22 protein-coding genes and 1 tRNA gene are annotated in these 21,041 nt (G+C 64.6%); 11 read left to right on the forward strand and 12 right to left on the reverse strand.

Going from position 1 to position 21,041, the window contains the following annotated elements; all coding sequences use genetic code 11:
* Nucleotides 1–110: 110 nt before the first annotated feature.
* Both AC1MHZ_RS18650 and AC1MHZ_RS18655 read left to right on the forward strand, forming a co-directional pair.
* On the forward strand, nt 111–1,265 hold the full coding sequence (locus AC1MHZ_RS18650) for an MFS transporter (RefSeq protein ID WP_482966777.1): 1,155 nt from the start codon (nt 111–113) through the stop codon (nt 1,263–1,265).
* On the forward strand, nt 1,265–1,801 hold the full coding sequence (locus AC1MHZ_RS18655; protein WP_416767721.1) for an oxidase: 537 nt from the start codon (nt 1,265–1,267) through the stop codon (nt 1,799–1,801). The genes AC1MHZ_RS18650 and AC1MHZ_RS18655 overlap by 1 nt, the downstream gene beginning before the upstream one ends.
* A gap of 100 nt (nt 1,802–1,901) precedes the next feature.
* On the opposite strand, the gene AC1MHZ_RS18660 is transcribed toward AC1MHZ_RS18655, so the two are convergent.
* On the reverse strand, nt 1,902–2,174 hold the full coding sequence (locus AC1MHZ_RS18660) for a DUF3509 domain-containing protein (RefSeq protein ID WP_084854960.1): 273 nt from the start codon (nt 2,172–2,174) through the stop codon (nt 1,902–1,904).
* Between the two features lie 274 nt (nt 2,175–2,448).
* Here AC1MHZ_RS18660 and AC1MHZ_RS18665 point away from each other — a divergent pair, with 274 nt between their 5' ends.
* Together AC1MHZ_RS18665 and AC1MHZ_RS18670 are read left to right on the forward strand one after the other, a co-directional pair.
* Nucleotides 2,449–2,970: an ankyrin repeat domain-containing protein gene (locus AC1MHZ_RS18665; RefSeq protein WP_084854961.1), complete on the forward strand. Its 522-nt coding sequence runs from the start codon at nt 2,449–2,451 to the stop codon at nt 2,968–2,970.
* A gap of 59 nt (nt 2,971–3,029) precedes the next feature.
* Complete coding sequence (locus AC1MHZ_RS18670; RefSeq protein WP_084854962.1) at nt 3,030–3,560, forward strand: hypothetical protein; 531 nt, start codon at nt 3,030–3,032, stop codon at nt 3,558–3,560.
* 118 nt (nt 3,561–3,678) lie between these two features.
* Here AC1MHZ_RS18670 and AC1MHZ_RS18675 read toward each other — a convergent pair whose 3' ends face one another.
* On the reverse strand, nt 3,679–4,617 hold the full coding sequence (locus tag AC1MHZ_RS18675; protein WP_324817212.1) for a ZIP family metal transporter: 939 nt from the start codon (nt 4,615–4,617) through the stop codon (nt 3,679–3,681).
* Nucleotides 4,618–4,745: 128 nt separating this feature from the next.
* On the opposite strand from AC1MHZ_RS18675, the gene AC1MHZ_RS18680 reads away from it, so the two are divergent.
* From AC1MHZ_RS18680 to AC1MHZ_RS18695, 4 genes are all read left to right on the forward strand, one after another.
* On the forward strand, nt 4,746–4,937 hold the full coding sequence (locus AC1MHZ_RS18680) for a PLDc N-terminal domain-containing protein (protein ID WP_084854964.1): 192 nt from the start codon (nt 4,746–4,748) through the stop codon (nt 4,935–4,937).
* A 306-nt stretch (nt 4,938–5,243) separates the two neighbouring features.
* Nucleotides 5,244–7,322, forward strand: coding sequence for an LTA synthase family protein (locus AC1MHZ_RS18685; protein WP_084854965.1), 2,079 nt, complete (start codon nt 5,244–5,246; stop codon nt 7,320–7,322).
* Between the two features lie 160 nt (nt 7,323–7,482).
* The gene (locus tag AC1MHZ_RS18690; protein WP_084854966.1) at nt 7,483–7,719 is read left to right on the forward strand and encodes a hypothetical protein; all 237 of its coding nucleotides are present in this window, start codon (nt 7,483–7,485) and stop codon (nt 7,717–7,719) included.
* A 181-nt stretch (nt 7,720–7,900) separates the two neighbouring features.
* Complete coding sequence (locus AC1MHZ_RS18695; protein WP_084854967.1) at nt 7,901–8,233, forward strand: ribonuclease E inhibitor RraB; 333 nt, start codon at nt 7,901–7,903, stop codon at nt 8,231–8,233.
* A 245-nt stretch (nt 8,234–8,478) separates the two neighbouring features.
* Here the strand turns inward: AC1MHZ_RS18695 and AC1MHZ_RS18700 are convergent, their stop codons facing one another.
* Entirely contained in the window at nt 8,479–9,279 is an 801-nt protein-coding gene (locus tag AC1MHZ_RS18700) for a cytochrome c (RefSeq protein WP_084854968.1), read from the reverse strand.
* A gap of 529 nt (nt 9,280–9,808) precedes the next feature.
* Between AC1MHZ_RS18700 and AC1MHZ_RS18705 the strand changes: the two genes are divergently transcribed.
* Nucleotides 9,809–10,543, forward strand: coding sequence for an amidotransferase (locus AC1MHZ_RS18705; RefSeq protein WP_084854970.1), 735 nt, complete (start codon nt 9,809–9,811; stop codon nt 10,541–10,543).
* A 121-nt stretch (nt 10,544–10,664) separates the two neighbouring features.
* Here the strand turns inward: AC1MHZ_RS18705 and AC1MHZ_RS18710 are convergent, their stop codons facing one another.
* The 3 genes from AC1MHZ_RS18710 to AC1MHZ_RS18720 form a co-directional block, all read right to left on the reverse strand.
* Nucleotides 10,665–11,636: a magnesium and cobalt transport protein CorA gene (locus AC1MHZ_RS18710; RefSeq protein WP_084854971.1), complete on the reverse strand. Its 972-nt coding sequence runs from the start codon at nt 11,634–11,636 to the stop codon at nt 10,665–10,667.
* A 178-nt stretch (nt 11,637–11,814) separates the two neighbouring features.
* Nucleotides 11,815–12,534 (reverse strand): lysophospholipid acyltransferase family protein, encoded by a 720-nt coding sequence (locus AC1MHZ_RS18715; RefSeq protein WP_084854972.1) that lies wholly within the window; start codon nt 12,532–12,534, stop codon nt 11,815–11,817.
* A gap of 188 nt (nt 12,535–12,722) precedes the next feature.
* Nucleotides 12,723–13,412: a crotonase/enoyl-CoA hydratase family protein gene (locus AC1MHZ_RS18720; protein ID WP_084854973.1), complete on the reverse strand. Its 690-nt coding sequence runs from the start codon at nt 13,410–13,412 to the stop codon at nt 12,723–12,725.
* 289 nt (nt 13,413–13,701) lie between these two features.
* On the opposite strand from AC1MHZ_RS18720, the gene AC1MHZ_RS18725 reads away from it, so the two are divergent.
* Nucleotides 13,702–13,791: transfer RNA gene (locus AC1MHZ_RS18725), tRNA-Ser, on the forward strand.
* A gap of 174 nt (nt 13,792–13,965) precedes the next feature.
* Here the strand turns inward: AC1MHZ_RS18725 and AC1MHZ_RS18730 are convergent.
* From AC1MHZ_RS18730 to AC1MHZ_RS18745, 4 genes are all read right to left on the reverse strand, one after another.
* The gene (locus AC1MHZ_RS18730) at nt 13,966–16,101 is read right to left on the reverse strand and encodes a TonB-dependent siderophore receptor (protein WP_482966778.1); all 2,136 of its coding nucleotides are present in this window, start codon (nt 16,099–16,101) and stop codon (nt 13,966–13,968) included.
* A gap of 132 nt (nt 16,102–16,233) precedes the next feature.
* The gene (locus AC1MHZ_RS18735) at nt 16,234–16,611 is read right to left on the reverse strand and encodes a hypothetical protein (protein WP_084854974.1); all 378 of its coding nucleotides are present in this window, start codon (nt 16,609–16,611) and stop codon (nt 16,234–16,236) included.
* A gap of 130 nt (nt 16,612–16,741) precedes the next feature.
* Nucleotides 16,742–17,929, reverse strand: a complete 1,188-nt coding sequence (locus AC1MHZ_RS18740) for an MFS transporter (protein WP_084854975.1) — start codon at nt 17,927–17,929, stop codon at nt 16,742–16,744.
* 216 nt (nt 17,930–18,145) lie between these two features.
* On the reverse strand, nt 18,146–18,895 hold the full coding sequence (locus tag AC1MHZ_RS18745; RefSeq protein WP_482966779.1) for a 3-oxoacyl-ACP reductase family protein: 750 nt from the start codon (nt 18,893–18,895) through the stop codon (nt 18,146–18,148).
* 117 nt (nt 18,896–19,012) lie between these two features.
* Here AC1MHZ_RS18745 and AC1MHZ_RS18750 point away from each other — a divergent pair, with 117 nt between their 5' ends.
* Complete coding sequence (locus AC1MHZ_RS18750) at nt 19,013–19,951, forward strand: LysR family transcriptional regulator (RefSeq protein ID WP_416767711.1); 939 nt, start codon at nt 19,013–19,015, stop codon at nt 19,949–19,951.
* Between the two features lie 103 nt (nt 19,952–20,054).
* Here AC1MHZ_RS18750 and AC1MHZ_RS18755 read toward each other — a convergent pair whose 3' ends face one another.
* Nucleotides 20,055–20,537 carry a GreA/GreB family elongation factor gene (locus tag AC1MHZ_RS18755; protein WP_482966780.1) on the reverse strand — a complete coding sequence of 161 codons (483 nt, stop codon included), beginning with the start codon at nt 20,535–20,537 and terminating at the stop codon, nt 20,055–20,057.
* Nucleotides 20,538–20,539: 2 nt separating this feature from the next.
* Nucleotides 20,540–20,920, reverse strand: a complete 381-nt coding sequence (locus AC1MHZ_RS18760) for a hypothetical protein (protein ID WP_482966781.1) — start codon at nt 20,918–20,920, stop codon at nt 20,540–20,542.
* Between the last annotated feature and the right edge of the window lie 121 nt (nt 20,921–21,041).

The raw sequence follows: 21,041 nt of genomic DNA on the forward strand, positions 1-21,041 counted from the left end.
TGAACCGGCCCAATCGCGGGGCAAGCCCGCTCCCACAGGTTCTCCGCAGCCCTTGTAGGAGCGGGCTTGTCCCGCGATTGAGCCGGCACAGGGACCTCACAAGGCCAATCATGCCCCCGATCCCATACTGGCGCCTGTCCAGTTTCTACCTCTTCTATTTCGCCCTGCTCGGTTCCACCGCCCCGTTCCTGGCGCTGTACTTCGACCATCTGGGCTTCTCCCCGGCTCGCATCGGCGAGCTGGTGGCCATTCCCATGCTGATGCGCTGCATCGCCCCCAACCTGTGGGGCTGGCTGGGTGACCGCAGCGGCCAGCGCTTGCTCATCGTGCGCCTGGGGGCGTTGTCTACCCTGGCGACCTTCTCGCTGATCTTCGTCGACCAGAGCTACGCCTGGCTGGCACTGGTGATGGCCCTGCATGCCTTCTTCTGGCATGCGGTGCTGCCCCAGTTCGAAGTGATCACCCTGGCCCACCTGCACGGCCAGACCGCCCGCTACAGCCAGGTGCGCCTGTGGGGCTCGATCGGTTTCATCCTCACCGTGGTCGGCCTGGGCCGGCTGTTCGAGTGGCTGAGCCTGGACATCTACCCGGTGGCGCTGGTGGCGATCATGGCTGGCATCTTCCTCGCCAGCCTCTGGGTGCCCAATGCCCAGCCGGTGGAACAGGCCGAGCGCAAGGGGGCGGGGGGCTTCCTGCGCCAACTGGCGGCGCCAGGGGTGTTGGCGTTCTATGCCTGCGTGGCGCTGATGCAGCTCAGCCACGGCCCTTACTACACCTTCCTGACCCTGCACTTGGAGCACCTGGGCTATACCCGCGGCGCCATCGGCCTGTTATGGGCGCTGGGGGTGGTCGCCGAAGTGCTGGTGTTCATGGCCATGAGCCGGATCTTCGCGCGCATCAGCGTGCGCCGCGTGCTGCTGGCCAGCTTCCTCTTGGCGGCGCTGCGCTGGCTGCTGCTGGGCACCCTGGCCGACATCCCGGTGGTGCTGGTCATGGCCCAGGTGCTGCACGCGGCCACCTTCGGCTGCTTCCATGCCGCCGCCATCGCCTTCGTCCAGGGCAGCTTCGGCGCGCGCCAGCAAGGGCAGGGCCAGGCGCTGTATGCGGCATTGTCCGGTACCGGCGGTGCCTTGGGCGCGCTTTATTCGGGCTACAGCTGGAAACTGCTGGGCCCGGCCTTCACCTTTGGTATGGCCAGCCTCGCAGCCTTGGCCGCAGCCGTTATCATTGCCCTTTGTTCGAAAGAAACCAGGAACAGCCCCTGATGAGCATTCTCAGCGTTTTCCACACATCCAGCCCCGAGGTGCCGAACAAGGTGCTGACCCACCATGACGACATCGCCGCGACCCTGGCCGAGCAAGGCGTGCGCTTCGTCCGTCGCCCCCATGAGCTACGCATCCGCCCGGGCACCAGCCGCGACGAGGTGCTGGCCGAGGGCCGTGGGTTGCTCGATGAGCTGATGACCGAATATGGCAGCGTGGCGTTCAGCCTGCTCGATCGTGATGGCCAAGCCCCGGCCGAGGCGGACCTGCGTGATGAGCATGTGCATGAGGCCGAGGAAGTGTTCGCAGTCGTCACCGGCCGTGCGCAGCTCAGCCTGCGGATGGGCGACCAGGTGTATGCGGTGCTGTGCGAGAAGGGCGATGTGCTGGTGGTGCCGGCCGGTGCCCGTCGGTGGTTCGATCTGGGCGACAACCCGTTCTGCCTGGCCTTGCGCCTGTTCGGCAGCGAGCAGGGCATGCAGGCGCGGTATACCGGCGATATTTCGGCCCGGGCATTTGCTGGAATGGGTGAGTTCTAAAGCCAATCGCCGGCAAGCCGGCTCCCACAGGTATGGCGATGTCTATGAAACAGCGCAGGACCGGTGGGAGCCGGCTTGCCGGCGATTGGGCTTTCCGTGCTTACCGATAGGTCGGCAAGGCAAAGCGCTGTTGGCTCTGCAACATCGAGATCACCGGCAACTCGCTGGCCTGTTCGGCCAAGTCACGGCGAATGGCGCTGATCGCCCAGGACAATTGCTCCGCGCTGTGCAGCTGCGCGTACGACAGCACCCGGCGGGTGACCTTGCCGTCGGCGGCACGCAGGGTCAGCTGGATACCGCCATCGGGACGCGGTTGGGTTTCGACCTTGTAGGCGGAGAAGACCGAGGCGAATTTTTCCTGGATGAGGTCCATATCTCAACTCCTGACTGTTGTGTTTTGCAGACTCTGGAGTTGAGGGTTGCAGCGACCGTGCCAGCCACGATCCGTTGATAATTACGTTTAAAATCAATGGGTTGCCGATCCATTGCAGTGAGGTGACCGTGCATTGTGCAAGGTCGTGCATTTTGCACAGTGCATTTTGCAAGGGTCATAGGGTTTGCCTCTTGGCCCTATAGATTCTGAACCTTTGACCGCCCGGCATTGCCTGACGAACACTTGGGCGCTCGACTATGCCAGGAGGTTCCCGATGTCCGACCGACAACCCATCGCCATGACTGACGACGAAACCGCTGCGTTCGCTGAAGAAGTCTTCGAACGCGCCCGCCGGGGCGATGCGCAGATGCTCGAACGCCTGCTGCACAGCGGCCTGCCGGCCAACCTGCGCAACCACAAGGGGGACACCTTGCTGATGCTCGCCAGCTACCACGGGCACCATGACGCGGTGAAGGTATTGCTGGCCCATGGCGCCGACCCGCTGATCGCCAACGACAACGGCCAATTGCCGATCGCCGGTGCCGCGTTCAAGGGCGATCTGGCGATGATCCGCCTGATGCTCGAGCACGGCGTACCGGTGGATGCCGCCGCTGAGGACGGGCGTACCGCGCTGATGCTGGCGGCGATGTTCAACCGTGTCGAGATCCTCGACTTCCTGCTGGCCCAGGGCGCCGATCCTGCTCGCCAGGATGCCCGTGGCGCCACCGCCCTGGCCGCTGCCCAGACCATGGGCGCCGTCGACACCGCCGCACGCCTGCAGGCGCTGGCCGGCTAACCCTCCGGGGGCATTTGCGGCTATCCTTGGCGACTTTTTCGCAAGCCGCAGGCCCCCTCATGAAAAACCAGTTGCTCGAATTCATCAGCCTCATCGGCGCCGGCTGCATGCGCGAACAATACATCGAGCGCATCGCCGACGAAGCCGCCCAGGCCTATGCCGACCCGGCCGCCTTCCTGGCCGCCAACCCGGACATCAACTACGACGACACCTTCCCCATCCCCCTGGGCGAGTGGGTAGTGCTCGGCAGCCTGCCCGATACCGTGCTGTTCCAGGCCGACAGCTACCAGGAGCTGTTCGAGCGCATCACCGATTCGTTCGACAAGAGCGTGCCGTTCACCCTCAAGCCCAAGCAACTGGCGCGCACCGAGGCGCTGACCGCGCTCAACCGCATCCAGGTGCAGATGGCCGCCATGAACAAGGAAGCGGGTGGCTACGTGCTGCTCAACTTCAGCCAGTTGCTCGATGACGAGCTGCAGATGGTGATGGTCGGGCAGAACGACCTGGCGCGGGTGCTGGAGCTGGGCGCGGCGTTGGGCATCAAGGTGGAGCCGGCGCTGGAGGCGTTGCGCGTCGCGGTGCACGTCTGACAATGAATGGGGCCGCTTTGCGGCCCTTTCGCGGCACAAGGCCGCTCCTACAGAGGATCACGAATGCCTGTAGGAGCGGCCTTGTGCCGCGAAAGGGCTGCAAAGCAGCCCCAAAATCTCACCCCAACGCGGTATCGAGAAACATCATCACCCCGAACCCGCCCATCAGCCCCAGGGTCGCCGCGGTCTGGTGCCCGTTGCGGTGGGTTTCGGGGATCACCTCGTGGGACACCACGAAGATCATCGCCCCGGCCGCCAACCCCATGCTGATCGGGTAGGCGAGGGCGAAGCCAGTGGAAATGCCCAGGCCGATCACCGCGCCCAGTGGCTCCATCAGGCCGGAGCCGATCGCCACCAGCGCCGCCTTCAAGTTGGAAAGCCCGGTGGCACGCAGCGCCAAAGCCACGGCCAGGCCTTCGGGGATGTCCTGGATGGCGATGGCACTGGTCAGCGGCAGGCCGATGTTCATGTCGCCGTTGGCGAAGCTCACCCCGATGGCCATGCCTTCGGGCAGGTTGTGCAGGGTGATGGCCAGCACGAACAGCCAGACCCGGCTGATCCGTTCCGCTTCCGGGCCGCACGGGCCGGTGCTTTCATGCTCATGGGGGGTGAAGCGGTCGAGGCCCAGCATCAGCAATACACCCAGGCCCATGCCCAGCACCACGGTAAAAGCCGCAGCCGGGCCGTTGCCGGTGATTTCCCGGGCGGCGTCCAGGCCAGGCAGGATCAGCGAGAAGGAGCTGGCCGCGAGCATCATGCCGGCGGCAAACCCCAGCATCACGTCCTGGCTGCGTGCGCTGACATCGCGCAGCACCACTGCCAGCACCGCGCCCAGAGCGGTGGCGCCGAACCCGGAAAGGCCGCCCAGCACCGCTAGATGCAGGTTGTCGGCATGGTCACCCTGGACGGCATTCCACAGGCTGGCCGAGAGCAGGGCAAGCACCGCCAGCAGGCTCAGGCCCAGCCCGGCACTGAGCCAAGGGGCAGTGGTGGCTTGTTGGCGCCAGGCGCTGAACAGTGAGACAGGTGCGGTAGTGGGGGACTGGGCGGGTGGCATGCGAACCTCGAGGTAAATCCGTTGCTGGCAGTCTACCCAGTGACCGATGCTAGCGCCCAAGGATTCCCTTCTATCGACGTAATAGCCGACTATGCTTGGCGGCAATCACCTTTGGCAGGAGCGTGCGCATGGGGTCCACATTCAATGGCCTGGTCGGGCTGATCATCCTGGCGCTGGATATCTGGGCGATTCTTCATGTGCTCAAGAGTGGGGCCGAGGTTGGCATCAAGATCCTCTGGGTGTTGCTGATCGCCTTGCTGCCGGTGATCGGGCTGATCATCTGGGCCATCGCCGGGCCGCGAGGCAACCTGCGGTTCTGATAGCTGATGTAGGCGGCAACGGTCCGCATTGGCTGTTCCGGCCCAATCGCCGGCAAGCCGGCTCCCACCTGTCCTGTGCTGTTTTCAGACACACCGCCGAACCTGTGGGAGCCGGCTTGCCGGCGATTGGGCCGTTACAGGCAGCACACAAACCGCCCCGTGACAAAATTTTCACACTGGATTATCGAAAATCCGCGCCGCACAATGCTGCGTTGGCCCAATTGCCGTGCTGGATGGCCGGGCCCTTCAGGTAGCAGGGCGTCTTCGCCTTTTCCGCAAACCCGCAATTCTAGGATCCCCCCATTCATGGCTAATATGGATGCCTTGAAGCAACGGGCCGTGCCGACTTCGTTCGCGCCGACCCTCAAATCGCACCTCGCCTACACGTTGTTCAGCGCCCTGGTGATCATGCTGATGCTCAGCCTGGTCCGCTTGGCGCTGCTGGTCTACAACAGTGACATGATCGGCGATACGCCATATGCCACCGTCGCCGAAGGCTTCCTCAACGGCCTGCGCTTCGACCTGCGCGTGGTGGTGTACATCAGCATCCCGCTGCTGCTGGCGCTGCTCAGCCCCTGGGCCATGGCCCGGCGCGGCTTCTTCCGCCTGTGGCTGACCCTGGCCTCGAGCCTGGTGATGTTCCTCGGCCTGATGGAACTGGACTTCTACCGTGAGTTCCACCAGCGCCTGAACGGCCTGGTGTTCCAGTACATCAAGGAAGACCCCAAGACCGTCATGAGCATGCTCTGGTACGGCTTCCCGGTGGTGCGCTACCTGCTGGCCTGGCTGTTCGGCACCTGGCTGCTGAGCCTGCTGTTCAAGGGCATCGACCGCCTGACCCGTGGCATCGGCCGCACCGCTGCAGCCACCGCCTCGCGTAACGTCGCGCCCTGGTACCAGCGCGTGGCGGTGTTCATGGTGATCCTGTTGGTGGCCGTGGTCGCGGCCCGTGGCACCCTGCGCCAGGGCCCGCCGATGCGTTGGGGCGACGCCTTCACCACCGACTCCAACTTCGTCAACCAGCTTGGCCTGAACGGCACCCTGACCCTGATCGACGCTGCCAAGAGCCGTTTCGGCGAAGACCGCGCCAATATCTGGAAGCCCGTGCTCGAACAGGGCGTGGCCACCCAGAGCGTGCGTGACCTGCTGCTGACCCCCAACGACACCCTGGTCGACGCCGACGAAGCCGCCATCCGCCGCGACTTCGTACCACCGGCCGACCGCACCCTGGCGGTCAAGAACGTGGTGGTGATCCTCATGGAGAGCTTCGCCGGCCACTCGGTGGGCGCCCTGGGCAGCCCCAACAACATCACCCCGTATTTCGACAAGCTGGCCAAGGAGGGGCTGCTGTTCGACCGCTTCTTCTCCAACGGCACCCATACCCACCAGGGCATGTTCGCCACCATGGCCTGCTTCCCCAACCTGCCGGGCTTCGAATACCTGATGCAGACCCCGGAGGGCGGTCACAAGCTCTCTGGCCTGCCGGCGTTGCTCAGTGGCCGTGACTACGACGACGTGTACGTCTATAACGGCGATTTCGCCTGGGACAACCAGTCCGGTTTCTTCGGCAACCAGGGCATGACCACCTTCATCGGCCGTAACGACTTCGTCAACCCGGTGTTCTCCGACCCGACCTGGGGCGTGTCCGACCAGGACATGTTCGACCGCGGCAACGAAGAGTTGGCCAAGCACGACGGCAAGAAGCCGATCTACGCATTGCTGCAGACGTTGTCCAACCACACGCCGTACGCGTTGCCCAAGGACCTGCCGGTGGAGAAGGTGACCGGCCAGGGCCGCCTGGACGAGCACCTGACCGCCATGCGCTACTCCGACTGGGCCCTGGGCCAGTTCTTCGAGAAGGCGCGCAAGGAGCCGTACTTCAAGGACACCCTGTTCGTGATCGTCGGCGACCACGGTTTCGGCAACCACCAGCAGGTCACTGAGCTGGACCTGGGCCGCTTCAACGTGCCATTGCTGCTGATCGCCCCCGGCATCCAGGAGAAGTTCGGTGCGGTCAACCACACCGTGGGCACCCAGGTCGACATCGTGCCGACCATCATGGGCCGCCTGGGTGGCCAGACCCGTCACCAGTGCTGGGGTCGCGACCTGCTCAACCTGCCTGAGGGTGACCAGGGCGTGGGCATCATCAAGCCGTCGGGCAGCGAGCAGATCGTCGGGATCGTGCAGGGCGATCGTATCCTGATCGAGTCCAAGGACATGACCCCGCGCCTGTATCGCTACCAGCTGGGCCGCGAGTTCAAGGCCGAGCTGATCGAGAGCCCGGAGCAGCCTGCGTTGCTGAAGAACCTCGAGGCCTATATCCAGACGGCGACCAAGAGCCTGCTGGACAATACCGCGGGCGTGGTTCACGGCACGCCGAAGTAAGCGCAAGCGGGCCGCAGGGCGGCCCCATCGCCGGCTTGCCGGCGATAGGGCCGGTCCTGCCAACCATTCCCGCCATCCCTGCGGACTGAACAAATCCTCCAGCCCACGGTCAAGGTTACAGGCAGCACATCCTGGTTTCTTTGATTGAGAGGGCGATTCAATGAAAGAGTGGGAAGTCACCTTCGTCGACCAGAACGGCGTACAGAACTCACTGCTGTACAACGGCGAGCAATGCCCCAGCGATGAGGAAGCCGCACGGCTGATCCGTTCGCACCTGTTCCCGGTGATCGATGAGCTGGACCTGAACGACTTCCAGGACCGCAGTCCTTCTCCCACGGTACGCTGGCTCAAGGAACAGAGCGGTGTGTCCATCACTGGCATCAGCCCATTGTCCTGAGCGGCTGCGCTGGCGTCGGTGGCCAGCAGGCACTACGCTCAGACGAGGCCTGGGTCTTTTCTGCGGACCTTGGTCGGTTTCATTCGCGTCTCGCATCAGCTCGATCTGCCGGGTACCTCTTGGTGCCAGCAGGTGCGTTGTGCACGGAAAGTCTATCCATTGCATTGCAGGAGGACGTTTCATGAGCAGCCAGAACGACGATATCAGCAGCAGTGTCCTTCGCCAGATGAAAGATGGCGGTTTCGATTTCACCCGTATCCACCCGATCGAGTTCTACGCAGTGTTCCCCGACGAGGCAGGCGCCCGGCGGGCGGCCCGGCAATTTCGTGGAGAGTCCGTCAGTGCGCAGGTTTGCGAACTGGACGACGGCGTCTGGCACCTGGAACTGAGCAAGGTGATGTACGCCACCTACCGAGGAATCGGTGCCTTCGAAGAGACGTTCGAGCAACTGGTCTCGCCGTTTGGCGGCGAGGTGGAAGGCTGGGGCGTCAAGCAAGAGCGCCCGGTGGCCTGACTGTCTAGCGGCTCCTTGTGGGAGATTACCCAGCCCTTCGGGCTGCGCTGTCGCGCAGAGAACAAGCGGCCAATGCTGCCTCTGTGGGAGCGGCGGTGCGGCGGTCCGACTTGTCCCGCGATCAAGGGCGAGGCCCTTGCCAGGCGACGGTGATATCGGGCCCGGCCTAATCGCGGGACAAGCTCGCTCCCACAGGGTGCCGCAAATCAAATGGTCATGCGTTGTTCTATGAGAGAGGCGGGGCCTCAGGGCTTGCGCTTGGCCATATGCGCCAGGTAGGCGATCAGGTCGTCCAGCTCCTGGTCGTTCAGCACGCTGGGCGCAAACCCCGGCATCCGCGCCTGGGGCCACTGCCGCAGGCTTTGCGGGTCGCGGATATAGCGCCGCAGGAAGCCGGCCTGGAAATACTCGGTTGGGTTGTAGGGCACGTTCAGGTCCGGGCCGAACTGCGCGTCACCCGCGCCGTTGAGCCGGTGACAGGCCAGGCAGTTCTGCTGGAACAGGGCGAAGCCGTGGCGCACCGGGTCGTCCTCCGGCAGGCTGGGGTCGGGCAGCAGGGCAGGGAAGCGCGCCTGCACCGGGGCCAGGCGGCGGATCGTGGCGATCTGGAACGGCCACTGTTCGGGGCGGATGCCGCTGGCCTGGGGGTTGGTCCACACCAGGTAGAAAGGCCCGGCACTCGGCTTGCCGTCGCCCAGGGCCGGCCACGGCTTGGCCGGGTCTTCCACGGCCAGCCACGCTCGGGCCGGGCCGGTCTGCAGCAGGGGCCCGGCGGGCATCTCGGCGGCGAAGCCATCCAGGGCAACGGCTTGCAAATGGTCGCTTGCAGTGACGCCCTCGAGCAGCACGTCCAGCGGCACGGCGCGGTAGTGCATAGGGCGCTTGTAGGACACATCCTGGTCGATGCGGATATCCCGGGCCTGCGGGTGGGCCAGCAACTCCTCGCTTTGCCACTGGCGCGGGCGTTCACCGAGTTCCAGGTGCAGTTGCGCCGCCGACAGCGGCAGGCAGAACAGGAGTGTCAGCAGGGCGAGGCAGCGACGCATGGGCAATCTCCAACCGGTCAGGGGTGGCAGATTACCTGTGCGGTGCCTGCAATGGCCACGGCTGCTTTCATCCGAACAAGCGTGTCAGGTTCGGCAGGATGAGCAGCAAGGTCGTGGCGAAGAGAATGAGCCCAGCTTGGCGTACTTTTGGTTGTTTGATCATGGCGGACCGCCTTCTTGTTGTTATTCCTGAATAGCCCTTGGCTTCCTTGTCTCGCTTCGGGTCGATCGCGACGGCGTACGCGGTACGCCGGTCCTGCATGCCTCTTTTTTCTGGATATACAACCAACAGTAGGGCGTACGTCATCCCTGTTTCAGAACCCTTTGTTCTATCGGTTTTTCCATTGATTCACTTCGTTTATGAGGCCATGTGCCAGCTCGCTGGCATGCTCTGACTAGACAGCTGCGTTCCCTGGGCCGAACCGCTTGAAATTCGTGACCGTTCGTCAGAGTTTCCTACTTGCTTGTACCGGGCTTTCGCGTCAGTCTCTACAGCAAATTCCCACACACGTCGTTCAGGACTATCCCTATGTCGTTACGCATCTGCATCCTGGAAACCGATGTCCTGCGACCGGAGCTGACCGCGCAGTACCAGGGCTACGGAAGGATGTTCGAGCAGCTGTTCTCGCGTCAGCCGATCGCCGCCGAGTTTCGTGTGTACAACGTGATGAACGGCGAGTATCCACCGGAAGGGGAAACCTTCGATGCCTATCTGGTGACCGGCAGCAAGGCCGACTCGTTCGGTTCGGACCCGTGGATCCAGACGCTCAAGGCGTACCTGCTCAAATTGTACGAACGTGGCGAGAAGTTGCTGGGCGTGTGTTTCGGCCACCAGGTGCTGGCGTTGGTGCTTGGCGGCAAGGCCGAGCGGGCTGAGCAGGGCTGGGGCTTGGGAATTCACCGCTACTCCCTGGCTGCCCATGCGCCCTGGATGGACCCGGAGGTCTCCGAGCTGACCCTGCTGATCAGCCATCAGGACCAGGTGACCGAGCTGCCGGAAGGCGCCACGGTGATCGCTTCGAGCGATTTTTGCCCCAACGCGGCCTACCACATCCGCGACCAGGTGCTGTGCTTCCAAGGGCACCCGGAGTTCGTCCACGACTATTCCCGCGCCCTGCTCGATGCCCGTCAGGAGGTGTTGGGGGATGAAGTGTACCAGCGGGCCATCGCCAGCTTGTCGGAGGAGCACCAGGGGGATCTGGTGGGCAAGTGGATGCTGCGCTTCATCGGGCACTCGGGCAAGGCCAACGAACACGCGGCGTAAGTGCCTGGCTGTCAGGGCCCAATCGCCGACAAGTCGGCTCCCACAGGTTCAGCGGTGTCTATAACAGCAGCGCAGGACAGGTGGGAGCCGGCTTGCCGGCGATTGGGCTGCCTAGCAGCCCCTACAGCCAGCCCGACCGCTTGAAGCTGGCATACAACGCCGTGCAGCCCACCCCGATCAGCCCCAGCACCCCGAAATACCCATAGTGCCACCCCAGCTCCGGCATGTTCTCGAAGTTCATCCCATAGATTCCGGCAATGGCCGTGGGAAATGCCAGGATCGCCGCCCACGCCGCGAACTTGCGCTGCACGATGCTCTGCCGCGAGGCTTCGAGCAGCATGCCGATCTCGATGGTCTGGCTGGCGATGTCACGGATGCTGGATAGGTCTTCCATCTGCCGCGTGACATGGATCTGCACGTCGCGAAAATACGGGCGCATGTTCTTGTCGATGAACGGGAAGCTCAGGCGCTGCAGTTCCTCGCTGACCTCCACCATGGGCGCGACGTAGCGGCGCAGGCGCAGGATGTCGCGGCGCAGGCTGTGCAGGCGCTGGATGTCCTCCTCGCGCAGCGAATTGCTGAGCACGCTCTGTTCGAGTTCCTCGATCTCGCCGTGGATGGCCTCGCTGACCGGCTGGTAGTTCTCGGTGACGAAGTCGAGCAGGGCATAGAGCACGAAGTCCTCGCCATGCTCGAGCAGGAGCGGGCGCGCTTCGCAGCGCTGGCGCACCAGGGCGTAGGATTTGGAGTGGCCGTTGCGGCAGGTGATGATGTAGCCGGCGCCGGCGAAGATGTGCGTTTCGATGAATTCCAGCTTGCCTTCGTGGCGCACCGGCGAATAGGTGACGATGAACAGCGCATCGCCGAAGGTCTCGAGCTTCGGCCGGCTGTGCTTTTCCAGCGCGTCCTCGATGGCCAGTTCGTGCAGGCCGAACTGGCGCTGCAGGTTGGCCAGCTCCTCGGCATTGGGTTCTTCCAGGCCGATCCAGACGAAGTGCCCAGGTTTGCGCGCCCATTCGCTGCCTTCGTCGATGCTGATATTGGTGACCTTCCTGCCGGCGCTGTACACCGCCGACGCCACGACTCGCCCCATGGTTACCCGCTTCTTCGGTTGAACACCCGCTACAGCTTGGGCTGTGTAGGGCCATAGAGCAACTTTTGCCGCGCCGGGGCCATCGCGGGACAAGCCCGCTCCCACAGGGATGCATCCTCCTGCAGGTGCACAGGCTATGTGGGAGCGGGCTTGCCCCGTGATGGCCCCGGCTCGGTCCTCAGCCGTTCGCCAACTCGCCTTCCATCCGGTCGATGCACTGCTGCATCTGCGTACGGCATTGCTCGACCAGCGCCGGCAGGTCCTGCTGGCTCATACCCGCCGTGGCGATGGGCGGCAGCGAGCGGACGATCACCGTGCGCTGGCGCCAGCTGTTCAGGCCCAGGCGCTGGGTATAGCGGCTGACGCACACCGGCACGATCGGCACCCCGGCTTCGACGGCCATGTGAAACGCGCCTTTCTTGAACGCCAGCAACTGCTCGCCCGGGTTGCGGGTGCCTTCGGGGAAGATCCAGATCGACGTGTCGTCGCGCAGGATGCGCGTGGTCACCTGCATGGCCTTGCGCGCCTGGTAGGCGTTCTTGCGGTCCACCAGCACGTTGCCGCCGAGCCAGAACAGCTGGCCGAACAACGGAATCCAGCCCAGGCTCTTCTTGCCGATGGCGACCGTGCGCCGGGGCACCACCTGGCCGAGGATGAACAGGTCGAAGTTGGACTGGTGGTTGGCGACGATGACACAGCCAGGTGGCTGATCCCACAGCGGGCCGACCTCGGCCTTGACCTTGATGCGCATCAGCCAGGCGGCAGGCAGGCTGTAGAGGCGGGCGAAAACGCGGCTGTTGTCGGGGTTGAACGGGCGGCACAGGCCGATGACCAGGCCTGCCACGCCGACGAACAGGAAATGCAGCGCCAGAAGGAGCATGCGAAGCATATAGAGCATGATACGACTCACACCAGACAGTCGCCGCGCAGTGTACGGCTGTGCACTGTCTGGGGCAAACCTTGGGTGAGGTGGCCAGGCGGTGTTGGCTTCTATCGCCGGCAAGCCGGCTCCCACCGAGATTGCGCCGCGCTCAAGATTGCGAAATCCCTGTGGGAGCCGGCTTGCCGGCGATAGATCGCTGCGACTCAGCCCAGGTGCTGCTGGTCCCGGGCGATGGCGTCGTCCAGGGCATCGAGCAGGCCCTTGCGTACCTTGAGCTTAGTGTTCTTGTGCGCCAGCATGTTCAGCTTCTTCAATTCGCGCGCCGCTGCCAGCGCCGCTTCCTGCAGTTGTTCAGCCGGCACCACCTTGTCGAGAAAGCCCGCGTCCACCGCAGCATGGGGGTCGAACACCTCGGCATTGATCACCGAACGGTGGAAGGCAGAACGCCGCAGACGGTCGCGTGCCAGCTCGATCCCGGCATGGTGCATGGTCATGCCGATCTGCACTTCGTTCAGGCAGATCTTGTAAGGGCCCTCGACGCCGATGCGGTAGTCGGCCGACAGCAGCAGGAAGGCACCCTTGGCCACGGCGTTGCCTGGGCAGGCGACGATCACCGGGAAGGGGTGGCTGAGCAGGCGACGGGCCAGGGTGGAGCCGGCGGTGACCAGGCTGACCGCCTCCTTGGGGCCTGAGGTCATGACCTTGAGGTCGTAGCCGCCGGAGAGGATGCCCGGCTGGCCGGTGATGATCACCACGGCGCGTTCGTCCACGGCGCGATCCAGGGCGGCGTTGAAGGCGGCGATGACATCCGGCGAGATGGCGTTGACCTTGCCGTTGTTCAAGGTCAGGGTGGCGATGCCGTCTTCGGCGTGGTAGGTAATCAGCTCGCTCATGGCAGGGTCCTTTGGATAACGTGGCGATGACGTTACCCAGCGCTGCGGCCCAGGTAAAGCGGCAAGGCTGACTGGCCGGTCAGCGTCTGCGCCGCGCACCTTGCCCTGTCGGGGCACAGCCGCAAGAGCATGCAAAAGCACAGGGCAGATTGGCAGCATTGCCCTGGCAGCCCCTGTTTTTTGGCCGGCAGGCTTAAGCACATGAAAATTCTGAAAAAAATGCTTGCCAAAGGAAAAGGCTTCTACTAAATTAGCGCGCCTCGACAGGCTGAACTGCTTGAAGAGATCCGGTGAAGTGTCCGAGTGGTCGAAGGAGCACGCCTGGAAAGTGTGTATACGAGAAATCGTATCAAGGGTTCAAATCCCTTCTTCACCGCCACATTCCACAAGAAGCCCCCGCGCTGAAAAGCTCGGGGGCTTTTTGTTTTTCTTGGGTTTTTGGGGCCGCTGTGCGGTCCATCGCGGGGCGAGCCAAGCGTAGGCCCCAAGCCGTGCAATCCCGTGTAGGAGCGGGCTTGCCCCGCGATTGGGCTGCGCAGCAGCCCCATAACCCTCAGAAACTCACCGAAGCCGACAACCGCGCCGTCCGGGGCGCGCCCTGGAACAGGTAGTTGTCACCCAGGTAGTCACCGACGTCCCGCCAGTAGCGTTTGTCGAAGACGTTGTCCACCGTCAGCCGCCACACGGTGTCGTACCCACCGATACGCGTGCGGTACCGGCTGCCGACATCGAACACGGTATAGCCGCCTACTTCTACATTGCCCGCCGAGCTTGCGTACTTGCTGGCGCTGTAGCGTACCCCGCCAAGTAGCGCCAGGCCAGGCACAGGCAGGCTGTAGTCGGCCTGCAGCGCGGCGCGCAGGCGCGGTACGTTGATGGCCTGGTGGCCCTCGTAGGCGTCGGTGCCGCTGTTGTGCACCCGCGCGCGGATGGCCGCGGCGCTGGCCTGCAGTTGCAGGCGCGAGGTCACCCAGCCGCTGGCGCTCAGTTCCAGGCCGGTGTTCTTCTGCTGGCCCTGTTGCACATAGGTGAAACCGTCGCCGTCCGGGCGTGCGTACTGGTAGGCCTGGCGGATCTGGAACAGCGCGGCGCTGAAGCTCATGCCCTGCCAGTCGTGCTTGATGCCCAGTTCCAGTTGATGCGACAGGGTTGGGGCGAGGATCTCAGCGGCATTGGTGGCGAACCACGGCGCGGTGCCGCCTGCGGACAGGCCTTTCGAGTAGCTGGCGTACAGCGTGGTGTCCGGCTGTGGCTTGTAGATCAACGCAGCGTTGGGCAGCAGTTGGTACTGCTGGGTATGGCGCCCGGCAACCCCGTTTTCGCCCCAGGTCTTTTCGTCCAAGCGTACTTCACGGGCGCCGAGGACGGTCTGCCACTGTTCGTTGAAGGTGATCTTGTCGCTGATGAACAGGCCGTACTGGCGGCTGTCGAGGCGACGTTCGCTGGAGCCGACAGGCGCGGTGGCCGGTGGCACGGCAGGAACATCCTCATTGATGTTGCCGTTGCCGACGTCAATGTTGTAGTAGGGGCGTTGGTCGAGGGTGCGACGCTGCGCACTGGTACCGACAGTCAATTCATGTCCCACGCCCATAGCGTCGAAGCGGCCATTGAGCATGGCCTGTGCTTCGTCGATGCGTCGGGTGTCGTCCGGGCTGCGGAAGTCGTAGATGTCGTAGTCGCCTTCGGGGCTGAAATGCGGAACCCAGCCATCCTCGCTGCCCCATGCAAATGAGCTGTAGTCATCGATCACCACCTTGCTGCGCGACGCACTGAGGGTCCCGCTCCAGGCGTCACTGAAACGATACTCGAACTTCCCGCCCAGGTTCAGCGAGTCGTTCTGCACCGGCTTGGCCCAGCGCTGGTAGGCCAAGTGGTCGTCGGGGTCGACGCCATGGGGCACTTCGGTGCCACCGAGCAACTGATAGCCGGGCACTGAATACTGCTCGCGATGCTGGTATTCGACATCCAGCTGCAAGGTGGCATCGGGGTTGATCTGCCAGTCGAAGGCCAGGGAGGCGAAGTCGCGCTTGCCATCGGCGTGGTCGACGTAGGAGCGGATATCTTCATGGGCCAGGTTGGCGCGCAGGCCGAACTGGCGCTCGCTGCCGAACCAACCGCCCAGGTCGGTGGCCAGGTAGCGCTCGCCTTGTTCATTGCTCGACACGCTGATGCTGCGCACATCCTCGGGCCGCTTGGTCACGTAGTTGATCAGCCCGCCAGGCTCCGACACGCCGCTTTGCAGGCCTGACAAGCCTTTGAGCAGCTCGACCTGCTGCTTGTTCTCCAGGGCCACGTTCTGTTCGCCGGCAATGGTCTGGCCGTTGATCCGGTAGCTGCTGGCGGCATTGAGCTCGAAGCCGCGCACGTTGAAGTTCTCGTAGTAGCCGACCGGGGCGTAGCTTTCGCCGACCGAAGCGTCGCTTTGCAGCACCTCGCTGAGCATGCGCACCTGGCGGTCTTCGAGCAGCTGGCGGCTGAACACGCTCACCGAGGCGGGGGTATCGAGCAGCGGCGCGGCCTGAAACCCGCCCACCTGGGCCTCCCTTGCCTGATAGCCCTCGTCTTCCTTTATCTGCGTCACGTGCAGCGGGGCCAGGGTAACGCTGTCGTCGGCCAGGCTCTGGGCACTGTGCAGGGCAAGGCCCAGGCCAAGCAGGCCGAGGGGCAGGCGGGGGCGAAGCGGGGTCATGCGGGCTCCTTGAAAGCGGGCGTGCCGAGGTGGTGGGCGGGCAAAAGGGCGCCATGGTAGCAGGCACGAAGGCGCCCGGCGCCTGCATTTCACAGGCGCCTGGCGACTGAAACGATTGGGCGGGAGGAAGATTCAGCTGGCCGGCATTTTTTGCCGTTTGCGCCAGGAATCGTCGAGCTTCGACCAGGTCTTGCCGTCGGTAACGGCCATCAGTTTGCGCCCGTCCTTGAAGGTGGCCAGGAAGGTGGCCTGCTCTTCCTTGCCGCCGAGCCAGAGCCCTGCGAGCAGACCGACCGGCCCAGCCACGAGGGCGCCGGCCACGCCCCAGCCCAGGGCGCCGCTGAGGCTGCGGCTGGCCTCCAGACTGGCGAGCCGAAGGTCCTGGATGCGCGTGAGCGAAATGCGCTCGCCGGGGGAGGGGCTGCGCGCGGTCCTTAGCATGAGCGATCCATTGCGGTATTCGCCTTCACCTTGCAAGAAATCGCCGGATTGCACCGTGAGCCTTGTCATCGTGTCGTCCTGTCCGGGAAAGGGCTGTGACCTGCGCCTTAATGAGCGCTGTGCCAGCCGACAAGTCAACGGCCAGGCGACATGCGGCCGGCGCGCGCCCTGTGGGAGCGGGCTGCAGCAGCTTGCGCGTTCAAGCGGCTTGCATCGCCCCTTTGCGCCGACGTTCGGCCATCATCCATACCACCAGCGCCACGGCCCCGATGACCAGGCCCGCTGTCACGATCCCCATCCAGCCCTGGCGCTGGAACAACTGGGTCCCCAGCAGTGACCCCAGCGCTCCGCCGATGAAGTAGCAGGTGATATACCCCGCGTTGAGCCGCGTGCGCGCTTCCGGGCGCAGCGCGATCACCGCGTTCTGGTTGCTCACATGGATCAGCTGCACCGCCAGGTCCAGCAACAGTACCCCGGCCAGCAGCGCCAGCAGCGAGCTTTGGGCGAAGCCCAGCGGCACCCAGGACAGCAGCAGCGCCACCAGCCCGACCGTGGTGCCCAGCGAGCCCTGGCCTCGGTCGGCCAGGCGCCCGGCCCAGTTGGCCGACAATGCACCTGCGGCCCCGGCCAGGCCGAACAGGCCGATCACGGCATCGGAGTAGTGATAGGGCTCATTGGCCAGGAGGAACGCCAGCGGGGTCCAGAACAGGGCGAACAGGCTGAATGCCAGCAACCCCAGCAGCGAGCGCAGGCGCAGCACCGGCTCCTCGGCGAACAGGCGGAACACCGAGCCGATCAGCGCTGGGTACTTCAGCCCGGCATGGGTGTGGTGTTGCGGCAGGCTGCGGTACAGGGCGATGGCGGTCAATGCCATCAGGACTGCGGCCAGTACGTAGATGCTGCGCCAGCCACCGAGTTCGGCCATGAAGCCGGCGGCGGTACGGGCCAGGAGAATGCCCAGCAGCAACCCGCTCATCAATGTCCCGACCGCTCGGCCGCGCTGGTCAGGGGCGCTGAGGGTGGCGGCCATGGGCACCAGCACCTGCGCGACCACGGAAAACAGCCCGGTCAGCGCCGTGCCCAGCAGCAGCCAGGGCAGGCTGGGCGCACAGGCGCTGATCACCAGGCCAAGGGTGGCGATGGCCACCATGCAGATGATCAGCCGGCGCTGCTCGAACATATCGCCCAGCGGTGCCAGCAGGAGCAGGCCGGCACCGTAGCTCAGCTGCGCGGCGATGACGATGGTCCCGGCGCTGGCGGTGTCCAGGCCGAATTGCTCGGCAATGCTGTGCAGCAGCGGTTGGGCGTAGTAGTTGCTGGCCACGGCCAGGCCGGTGGCGGTGGCCATCAGCAGGATCAGGGCGCGGCTCAGGGCAGGGGCATTCATCGTGGTTCTCATGGCAGGCGAAAGTGAAGCAGTATCAGGAAATGTCCGCCCAGGCGCTATCCCTTGTAGGAGCGGCCTTGTGCCGCGATCGGGCGCGAAGCGGCCGCGAAATCAGCCAATCGGGTCTCTCGATCCACCGCGGTTGCTGATTTACGGCCGCTTCGCGCCCGATCGCGGCACAAGGCCGCTCCTACAGGGGCCAGGCAACGAATGGGCTTAGGCCGCGAACCCGCCATCGGCCGTGAGGCTTGCCCCGGTGATGTAGCCCGCTTCAGGCCCGGCCAGGTAGGCCACGAAACTGGCGATCTCCTCGGCCTGGCCATAGCGCCCGATGGCCATGAGCGGGATGAGGCTGTCGGCGAAGTCGCCGGAGGCCGGGTTCATGTCGGTGTCCACCGGCCCGGGTTGCACGTTGTTGACGGTGATGCCCCGTGGGCCCAGGTCGCGAGCCATGCCGCGGGTCAGGCCGACCAGCGCCGACTTGCTCATTGCATAGGGGGCGCCGCCGGCGAAAGGCATGCGTTCGGCGTTGGTGCTGCCGATAGTGATGATCCGCCCACCCTGGCCCATGTGACGGGCAGCGGCCTGGCTGGCGACGAATACGCTGTGCACGTTCACCGCCAGCAGGCGGTCGAAGTCGGCCAGGTCGAATTCGGTCACCGGGGCCACGGCGAGCACGCCGGCATTGTTGACCAGGATATCGAGGCGACCAAAGGCCTCCACGGTCGATTCCACTGCCTGTTGCACAGCAGTGGCATCGGCGCTGTCGGCGCGCAGGGCCAGGGCATGGCCGCCCTGGGTATTGATCTCGTTCGCCAGGGCCTCGGCTGGGCCAGCGGAGCTGACATAGGTGAAGGCGACCTTGGCCCCTTCCTTGGCCAGGCGCCGCACGATGGCGGCGCCGATACCGCGGGAACCGCCCTGGACCAGGGCGACCTTACCGTCGAGGTTGAATGCGTTGGACATGCTGATCTCCTGCGTGAAGCAAGGCCGAATGCCTTGGATGAGCGCAGTATCGACCCTGGATTACCTGCTGATAAGATGGCAATCGCGATCAGCAGAGTAAACCTTGGGTTGATGATCATGGCCATGGAATCCTTCAGCACCCTCGAGTGCTTCATTCGCAGCGCCGAGGTCGGCAGCTTCGCCGAAGCGGCCCGGCGCCTGCACCTGACCCCGGCCGCGGTGGGCAAGAACGTCGCCCAGCTGGAGGCGCGCCTGGGTGTGCGCCTGTTCCAGCGCAGCACCCGCAAGCTGACCCTCACCGAAGCGGGCCAGCGTTTCCTGGAAGAGGTGAGCGACAGTTTCCGCACCATCCAGTACGCCATGGCCAACCTCGCCAGCGCCGAAGGCCAGCCGGCTGGCGCCTTGCGGGTGAGCATGGGCACGGTGTTCGGGCGGCTGTACGTGTTGCCCTTGCTTGGCGAGTTTCTGCAGCGCTACCCGGCGATCATCCCCGACTGGCATTTCGACAACCGCCAGGTGGACCTGATCGGCCAGGGGTTCGACGCCGCCATCGGCGGTGGTTTCGAGCTGCCGCCCGGGGTGGTGGCGCGTAAGCTGACCCCGGCGCACCGGGTGCTGGTGGCCGCGCCCGGCTATGTGCAGCGCCATGGGCCGATCGACCAGCCGGAGGCCTTGCCGCGACACGCCGGCATCCTGATCCGCTCCCCGCAGACCGGTCGTGTGCGCTCCTGGCCACTGACCAGCCGTTGGCAGGAACAACGGCCGCTGCAGTTGCAGCAGGCCATGACCATGAGTGACTCCGACGCTGCCTGTGTGGTGGCCGAACAGGGGTTGGGCATTGCCCTGGTCAGCCTGCCGTTCGCGGTGCCGTACCTGGTGGCCGGGCGGTTGCAGCGCGTGCTGCCGGACTGGTACGTGGACGATGGGCATATCAGCCTGTACTACGCCGAGCACAAGCTGTTGCCGGGCAAGACCCGGGCGTTCATCGATTTCGTGGTGCAGCGGTTCGCCGAGCAAGGGTTGGCGACGCGGTTCAATGCGCTGGAAGTGGCGTAGAGCGGTGCTGGGCCCATCGCGGGGCAAGCCCTCCTAGAACAACACATAAGCCATTGATTCAGTGGGGGCTGTGGGAGCGGGCTTGTCCCGCGATAGGGCCGCTTCAGGCGACCTGAGTCACCACTGATACTTGTTCGGCGCCGGCCACCGTCAGGCTCACTTCGTCATCGACCTTCTTGCCCAGCAACTGCTGCCCCAATGGTGAACGCGCTGTGATGACGGTCACCATTTGCTCACCTTCACCGATCTTCAACCCTGCCGCCTCAGGCCCCAGGAACAGCAAGCGCGGGTGCCCTTGGTCGTCTTCCAGGGTCACCAGGTTGCTGACCTGGATGCCGCGCACCGGGTCGTAGTCGCGCAGCCGCAATTGCTGGTACGCCAGCAGCGCCTGGCGGATCTCGGCCGTGCGCCGGGCCTGCCCGGTGGCCAGGTACGAAGCCTCGAGGCTCAGGGTGTCATACTTGTTCTCGGCGATGTTCTCCTCGGCGGTGGCGGCCTCGTAGGCGGCCTGGGCCGCACGGCGAAGCACCTCGACATCATGCTCGAGGGCCTGGACGATGCGCGAGAGCAGGGTGGTCTTGTCCATGGTCAATAGCAGAATTCCAGTACGTTGGCCTGGCTCTTGTCGGTCGGTGCGGTGCGGTTCTGTTGCAGCCAGAACTGGCACCTGGGGTTGTTCAGGTTGCGCGGGCTGCCCTGGGCGGCTTCGACGGCCTGGCGAGCCTCCTGCTGCTGGAGGATCACCTTGTAGCGCTCGAACATCTCGGCCTGGGCGTCGGCGGGTGCTGCTGGTTGGCTGGCGGTCGGTGCCATGGCCTGGATCACCGGCTGCACCTGCCCCGGCCACCAGCGCCAGGCCAGCCACAGGCTCAGGGCGATGGCCACGGCGCCCAGCCACAGGCCGAGCGCCACGCAGAGGATCAACTGCACGGGCTTGAGGGTAACCTTCAGTTCGCGACGACGTGGCATGGCGGCCTCCTGGCTGGGCAGTTCATGCCGGCATTGTCGCACGGCGGCAAGGGTTTTTTCCCGCCGATGCTTTCGCCACGAGGCATTTATCCGCAAAATCCGCGGTTTTGCGCAAGGCAAG

It is taken from the genome of Pseudomonas sp. FA-1 (assembly GCF_056856075.1).